We start from the raw sequence: 6,746 nt of genomic DNA, 5'->3' as shown, positions 1-6,746 counted from the left end.
GGCTGTGGGCCGGGGGCCCCGCAGGGTCAGGCGAGCATGCGGTCGGCGGTGCGGAGGGCGAGAGCCATCTGCGTCAGGCCGGGGTTGGCGGTGAGGGAGCTCGGGAACGTCGAGTTGTCCGAGATCCAGAGGTTCGGGATGTCGTGGCTGCGGCCGTCGGCGTCGACCACGCCCTCGGCGGGGTCGACGCTCATACGGCAGGTGCCGAGGGTGTGCGCCGAACGCGCGAGCACACGCGTCTCCCGCGCCCCCGCCGCCTCGAGGATGCGGGTCATGGTGCCGATCGCGTGCCTGTCGATCGCCTCCTCGTTCGGTCCCTGGTCGAACGTGACGACCGCCCGCGGCACGCCCCACTCATCCCGCTCGTCGGAGAGTTCGAGCCGGTTGCTCTCGGCAGGGAGGCATTCCCCGTTGATGCCGATGCCCGCCGAGAAGCGCCAGGCGTCGAGCGCCGCGATCAGGTCGTCGCCCCAGAGACCCGCACCACGCACGAGCGAGGTCGCGTAGTTCAGGGGCATGACCCCGAGGCTCTGCAGCAGATAGCCGCCGACGAAGTCGACACCCTCGGGGCGCACGAAATCCTCGCTGATCAGGGCGGAGGGGTAGCCGCGGTAGCCACGGATCTGCTGCTCGAACCGGCCCCACACCTGCACGGCGCCGTGGGCGAGGAAGTTGCGGCCGACCATCCCGTTCGAGTTCGCGAGCCCGGTGTTCAGCAGCAGGCGCGGTGTCTCGACGCCGCCGCCCGCCAGAACGAGTGCCGCGCAGCGCTGCCGGAACTCCTGCCCGTCATGGCGGTAGACGACGCCGGTGACGCGGCCCCGAGCATCCCGCTCGATGCCGTGCACCATCGCGTCGGGCCTGATCTCGGCGCCCGCTGCGACGGCGGCGGGCAGATAGGTGACGGCGGTCGTCGCCTTGGTTCCGTACCGTTCACCCTGGTGGATGGTGCCGAGGTTCTGGCTCGCACGCCGCAGGCCGTGGTGCGGTTGGTCGCGGGCGCGGCTCAGGATGGCCGCGGGCGCGTCGGTGGCCCTGATTCCGAGGCGCTCACAGCCGATCGCCATCAGGTCGGCGGGGGCGTTGCGGTCGACGGGCGGTTCGAGGTAGACGCGCTCGGGATCCCACGGGTAGGGGGTGGGGCCGGAGACGCCGATCGTGCGCTCGACCTCGACGATGTACCGGATGAGCTCTGCGTGGTCGATCGGCCAGTCGGCACCCACCCCGGACTCGGTGCGGAGCTTCAGGTCGCGGCTGTCGGGGCGGGGAGTGAACGCGCCCCAGTGCAGCGTGCCCCCGCCGACACCCCAGCCGCTGTTGTTCGTGCCGAAGGCGGTGGGCGAACTGCCGCCGCTCAGCCGTTCGGACATCCAGTTGATGCGCGGCGCTTCGACCTCGTCGTTGCTGAAATCGGCGGGGTCGATGTTCGGGCCGGCCTCCAGGGCGACCACGCGCAGCCCCCGCTCGGCGAGGCGGGCGAGCAGGGGCCCGCCTCCAGCGCCTGTTCCGACGACGACGACATCGACGATGTCGTCGTGCTCAAAGGTCTGCATGCCGGTGAGGTTCACGCTGCGTTCTCCTCGCCGGGAGTGCCGGCGCTGTCGGTGTGGGTCGTGCTGACGGTGTGGGTCGTGCGGTCGGTGTCGGCGTCGGTGGTGTCGACCGCGCCGAGCTCCGCCGGCTCCCAGGGGTCGCGGGTGTCGGCCGCGAGGGCGACGTAGCCCGCCGGCCCCGACTCCGAACCGCTGGTGGCGAACCCGTCGTAGCCCACCCGGGCCAGCGATGCGGGGTGTGCGAGCCAACTGCGTACGAGGTCGTTCCGCACGTCTTCGAACCAGCGGGTGAGCCCGTCGTCCCCCAGCTCACCGGCGATCTGCTCGACGGGGGCCGCCTCTGCGGCGGTCTGCTCAGCGTGGCCCGGCGCATCCTCCACCTCGTCTTCGAAGAGGCGTTCGAGCACCGCCCGCTGCCCGGCGGCGTCGTGCGGCCAGACCGCTGCGAGGGCGTCCAGCCCCTGCCGGTAGGCCACGATGTCGGCGGGCAGCCCCGCTGCCCGCCACCCGTCGCCGCGGCCGGCGGCGAGGTCGGCGTCGACCCGGGCGGCGATGTCGATGTGCCCCGCGCCGGTTTGCGGTACCAGGTGTTCGGCGAGCGAACGGAGCAGGGCGAGCTGGTCGGCGGAGAGCGCCTGCGGCGCGTACTCGGGGTCGTCGGCCAGGGCGCGACGGGCCAGCAGCGCGCGCGCTTCGGCGCTGGTGCGTGAGGAGGCGATCACCCGGCCCCACTCGGCGGGCACGCGCGGCGCGGCGCCGACCGTGGACTCCCAGAGACGGACGATCTCGGCCGCCACCTCGGGTGCCCGTTCGTAGGGGAGCAGGTGGCCCGTGTCGGCGAGGGCGACGAGGCGCGATCGCGGGAAGACGACTCCGAGGTAGCCCTGCTGAGCGGTGGCGCCGAGATCGTCGTCGTCTTCTCCGGCCACCACCACGACGGGCAGTTCGATCATGCCGGCGGCCGCGGAGACGTCTTCGCGGCTGCCGTCGGTGAGCCACCGCCGCCAGGAGAGGGGTGTCGTCTGCCGAACCTGGCTCACGGCATCCCGCTCGTCGGCGTGACCGAGCGCCTGCGCGACGTTCTGCGCGAGGAATTCCGTGGCGTCGGCTTTCGACAGCGAGCCGGCCGCCGCCCAGGAGAGCATCAGCTCGCGCTTGTCGTCGGCCATCGGTTCGGCGCTCGTCGGGGAGGGGGAGAGCAGCACGGCCCCGGCGAGGCCGAAGAGGTTCGCGCGACCGCTGAACACGCGGGCAGCGACCAGCGCCGCGACCTTGCCGCCCATGCTGTGCGCGACGAGGAGGAAGGGGCCGCCGTCGGCGAGCGCCTCGATCGACGCGACCGCGGAGTCGGCGATCGCCGAAACGGTTGCGTCAGGGGCATCCTGCACCAGGCCGTGGCCCGGCAGATCGATGCCGACGACCCGAAAACGGTCGCCGAGGGCCTTCGCGAGGGGTTCGGCTGCAGCAGCGCCGAAGCCGAGGCCTGGCAGGAAGAAGATGGTGCCGTCGGGGGTGGTCACGGAGTGACCATACCCCCATTGACGTTGAGCGTCGCACCCGAGACGTAGCTCGACTCCGCCGAGGCGAGGAACACGTATGCGGGCGCCAGCTCGGCCGGTTGGCCGGAGCGCTGGTACGTGCTCTCGTCGTCGAACGCCTTCATCTGCTCGTCGGAGACCCCGCCCGACACCTGCAACGCCGTCCACACAGGGCCGGGGGCCACGACGTTCACGCGGATGCCGCGCGGCGCCAGCTGCTGGGCCAGCCCCTTCGAGAGGTTGTTGATCGCCGCTTTCGTGGCGGCGTAGTCGAGGCGATCGGGCGCGGGCTGGTAGGCCTCGAGCGACGCGGTGTTGATGACGGTGCCACCGGCCGGCAGGTGCGCGAGCGCCGCCTTCGTCAGCCAGAAGTTCGCGAACACGTTCGTGCGGAAGGTGGCCTCGAACTGCTCGTCGCTCAGGTCTTCGACCTTCTCGACGGCGACCTGCTTGCCGGCATTGTTGACGAGGATGTCGAGGCCGCCGAGCACGGAGACGGCTTCGTCGACGATCGCCCGGCAGCGGGCCGCATCGGTGATGTCTGCGGCGATGGCGTGGCCGGTCGTTCCCGCGTCGGCGATCAGGCCGAGGATGCGGTCGGCATCCTGCTGCTCGGCGGGCAGGTGCACGATCACCACGTCGGCTCCCTCACGGGCGAAGGCGATCGCGACCGCGCCCCCGATGCCGGAGTCGCCGCCGGTGATGAGCGCCTTGCGCCCGCTCAGGCGACCTGTGCCGCGGTAGGTCTCTTCGCCGAGGTCGGGAACGGGCGTCATCTCGGCCTGCACGCCGGGTTCGGGCTGGTGCTGAACGGGCGGCTCGACGCGGGCGTAGCGCTCGACCGGGTTTCCGAAGGTGTACTGATCGTTCGTCATGGCTCCACACTATGTCGGGGCGCCGACACTGGCCCGGGCCTTGCACCGGAGGCGATTTCTGGTAGTCGTCGCCGAGGCTTGCCCTCATCGTTCGGGGCGGGTAACGTACAACCACATGGTTGTACAACTGGAGCTCAGCGACGACGAGGTGAACCGGATCTTCCGGGCCCTCGCCGACGCGACCCGGCGGGACATCGTGCGCCGAACCCTCGTCGCAGAGATCACGGTCTCGCACCTCGCCGACTCCTACGACATGTCGTTCGCGGCGGTGCAGAAGCACATCGCGGTGCTCGAGGAGGCGAGGCTCGTGACGAAGGAACCGCGCGGGCGCGAGCGGATCGTGCGGGGCGCACCCGATCGCATCCGCCAGGCGCAGCACCTGCTCGACGAGTTCGAGCTGCTCTGGCGGTCGAGGATCGACCGTCTCGACGCCCTGCTCGGCGAAGACGCCGGCGCGGTTGCCTCCGCCGACCACGACACATCCACCCCCACCGGAGAATGAACAGGAAAGGCCCGTCATGCCCGTCACCAGCGTCGAGAAAGACCTCGACCAGCTCACGCTCACCATCGTCGCCGACTTTCACGCGCCGCTTCGGCGGCTGTGGGATGCCTACACCGACCCGCGCCAGATCGAGCGCTTCTGGGGGCCGCCGACCTACCCCGCCGTGTTCCTCCGGCACGATGCCGCGCCCGGCGGCCGCAGCATCTACCGCATGACCGGGCCCACCGGCGACGAGCACTACGGCTGCTGGGAGTGGACGGCGCTGACCCCGCCCGACTCCTTCGAAGTGGTCGACTCCTTCGCCGATGCGACCGGTGCTCCGAACACCGACCTCCCGGCGACCCGGATGTCGTTCGCCTTCTCGTCGACGGATGCCGGCTCGCGCCTCATCTGTGTGTCGCGATTCGACTCCCTGGAACAGCTCGAGCAACTCGTCGGGATGGGCGTGGTCGAGGGTACCCGCGAAGCGATGTCGCAGATCGACGCGGTGCTCGCCGACCTCACGGCGTTCGCGACCGATCGGGTCGCAGAGGCGCAGCTGCTCGGCGACACGCAGGTGCGGGTGGCGCGGGTGATCCGCGGACCGATCGAGCAGGTCTGGCGCGCGCACAACGACGCCGACCTGATGAGGCGCTGGCTGCTCGGCCCCGACGGGTGGACGATGCCGGTCTGCGAGATCGCGACCGAGGTCGGCGACACGTACCGGTACGTGTGGGAGCCGGAGGGTGGCGGCGAGCAGTCGGGGTTCGGCTTCACCGGGCAGCTGCTCGAGAGCGACCCGCCCCACCGCGCCGTGACGACCGAGGCGATGATCGGCACCGACTTCCCGCCGGTGCGCAACGAGCTGACGCTCACGCCGGTCGAGGGCGGCACGCTGCTCTCGCTCGTGATCACCTACGCTGACGCCGCCCAGCGCGACGCCATCCTCGCGACCGGCATGACGAGCGGGATGGAGACGAGCTACGCCCGTCTCGAGAGCCTCCTCGCCGCCGCAGCCTGATCCCGCCGCGGCTGCCCGCCACAGCGCATCCCGCCCATGGGGCGACTGCCATGGGGGGCCGTGAGGTCAGGCCGGGGGAGCGGGAGGAGTGGGGGGTGTCGGGTCCAGCACGTAGATGTCGTGGGCGGCGGCGTCTGCGGCGGGCGGCGCGGGCAGGGCCGCGGCCGTGGCGCCCGCGACCGTGCCGCCCGCAACCGTGCCGCCCGCAGCCGTGCCGAGGGTGCCCGCGGGGGTGGCCGTGCCGCCCACCGGGCGAGGCGCGGTGCCCGCGCGGGCGCCCGCGGCGGCACCGCCCCAGCGGGTGAGGGGGATGAAGCCGTCGAGCTCCTCGTCTTCGAGCTCCTCGTCGGTGAACGCCCTGCGGGCGCTCTTCTGCAGCCGCGACGCGGCGCGCTCGCGCTCCTCGGGGTCGTCGGCGTTGAGCTGGCGGTAGACGTTCCGGGCAGCGAGGCCGAGCGCGAGGAACCCGATGAGCGCGAACGCCAGCCACTGGATCATGTACGAGTAGTGCGTACCCACGTCTTCGGTCGGCATCGTCGTCTGCAGCGGTGCGAGGCCGGTGGCAGCGGGAAACTGGCCCACGAGCATCCCGTACGCGCCGGTGTAGACGTCGCCGCCGATCTTCTCCTGCACCCGCGGCAGAGCGATGGTCGCGACCTGGTTGCCGGTCGACGCACCCGTGCCTCCCGCCGCCTCGCTCGGCCTCAGCTGGGCGGCGACCGTCACCGTGCCGGTCGCCGGGGCGGCGACGGGGCCGGGCGCCAGCGGATCGCCGGCCGACGGCGCGACCCAGCCCCTGTCGACCACGAAGAGCGAGCCGTCGGCCAGTCGCAGCGGCGTCAGCACCTCGAACCCGTTCTCACCGCCGTTCGAGCGGTTGCGCACCACGAGTTCGTCGTCGGCGACGTAGACCCCCGAGACGGTGACCCGCTGCCAGTTCTGGCTCGGGTCGTAGGAGCCGAGCGAGGGCAGCGCCTGTTCGAGCGGAACCGGCTCCGCGGCGAAGTTGGCGGCGACAGTGGCGTTGTTCGCGGTCGCCTCCCGGCCGCGGTCGAACTGCCAGTTGGCGAGGAACGCACAGGCGATGGCGAAGAGCACGGCGGCCAGGGTGAACCCGATCCAGCGCCGCGTTCGAAGGAAGCGCCAACCGGTCATGCCCTCGGTGACCGTGTCGTAGACGGCGGTGGGCCCGGCGGGGCGCGCGAGGGGGCGTTCGAGCTCCCCGGCCCGCCTGCGCTCCACCTCGGTCTGCATCCATAAACCCTACAACTCGTGCTC

General features: G+C 71.7%; 6 protein-coding genes. 2 read left to right on the top strand and 4 right to left on the bottom strand.

What is annotated here, in order from left to right:
• Positions 1–26: 26 nt before the first annotated feature.
• Genes C5B96_RS13400 through C5B96_RS13390 form a run of 3 tightly spaced genes read right to left on the bottom strand, consistent with a single transcriptional unit; the run spans position 27 to position 3,966 of the window.
• On the bottom strand, positions 27–1,568 hold the full coding sequence (locus C5B96_RS13400) for a GMC family oxidoreductase (RefSeq protein WP_233189200.1): 1,542 nt from the start codon (positions 1,566–1,568) through the stop codon (positions 27–29).
• Positions 1,565–3,073 carry an alpha/beta fold hydrolase gene (locus C5B96_RS13395; protein ID WP_104245863.1) on the bottom strand — a complete coding sequence of 503 codons (1,509 nt, stop codon included), beginning with the start codon at positions 3,071–3,073 and terminating at the stop codon, positions 1,565–1,567. Before C5B96_RS13395 ends, C5B96_RS13400 begins: the two co-directional genes overlap by 4 nt.
• Positions 3,070–3,966, bottom strand: a complete 897-nt coding sequence (locus C5B96_RS13390) for an SDR family oxidoreductase (protein WP_104245862.1) — start codon at positions 3,964–3,966, stop codon at positions 3,070–3,072. Before C5B96_RS13390 ends, C5B96_RS13395 begins: the two co-directional genes overlap by 4 nt.
• A gap of 115 nt (positions 3,967–4,081) precedes the next feature.
• Here C5B96_RS13390 and C5B96_RS13385 point away from each other — a divergent pair, with 115 nt between their 5' ends.
• Together C5B96_RS13385 and C5B96_RS13380 are read left to right on the top strand one after the other, a co-directional pair.
• Entirely contained in the window at positions 4,082–4,468 is a 387-nt protein-coding gene (locus tag C5B96_RS13385; protein WP_104245861.1) for a helix-turn-helix transcriptional regulator, read from the top strand.
• 16 nt (positions 4,469–4,484) lie between these two features.
• A complete protein-coding gene (locus C5B96_RS13380) occupies positions 4,485–5,468 on the top strand; it encodes an SRPBCC family protein (protein WP_104245860.1) in 984 nt (327 codons plus the stop codon).
• Positions 5,469–5,534: 66 nt separating this feature from the next.
• Here the strand turns inward: C5B96_RS13380 and C5B96_RS13375 are convergent, their stop codons facing one another.
• A complete protein-coding gene (locus C5B96_RS13375; RefSeq protein WP_233189199.1) occupies positions 5,535–6,722 on the bottom strand; it encodes an SURF1 family protein in 1,188 nt (395 codons plus the stop codon).
• Positions 6,723–6,746: the final 24 nt, after the last annotated feature.

It is taken from the genome of Subtercola sp. Z020, assembly GCF_002931235.1.
In the GTDB taxonomy this organism is placed as follows: domain Bacteria; phylum Actinomycetota; class Actinomycetes; order Actinomycetales; family Microbacteriaceae; genus Subtercola.
Note: the sequence above shows the minus strand (reverse complement) of the source record. Positions and strands in the feature narration are given on the sequence as shown.

Coding starts and splice junctions, on each gene's coding strand:
- C5B96_RS13390 (WP_104245862.1), bottom strand. CDS start 3,966: ATGACGAACGATCAGTACACCTTCGGAAACCCGGTCGAGCGCTACGCC.
- C5B96_RS13385 (WP_104245861.1), top strand. CDS start 4,082: ATGGTTGTACAACTGGAGCTCAGCGACGACGAGGTGAACCGGATCTTC.
- C5B96_RS13380 (WP_104245860.1), top strand. CDS start 4,485: ATGCCCGTCACCAGCGTCGAGAAAGACCTCGACCAGCTCACGCTCACC.
- C5B96_RS13375 (WP_233189199.1), bottom strand. CDS start 6,722: ATGCAGACCGAGGTGGAGCGCAGGCGGGCCGGGGAGCTCGAACGCCCC.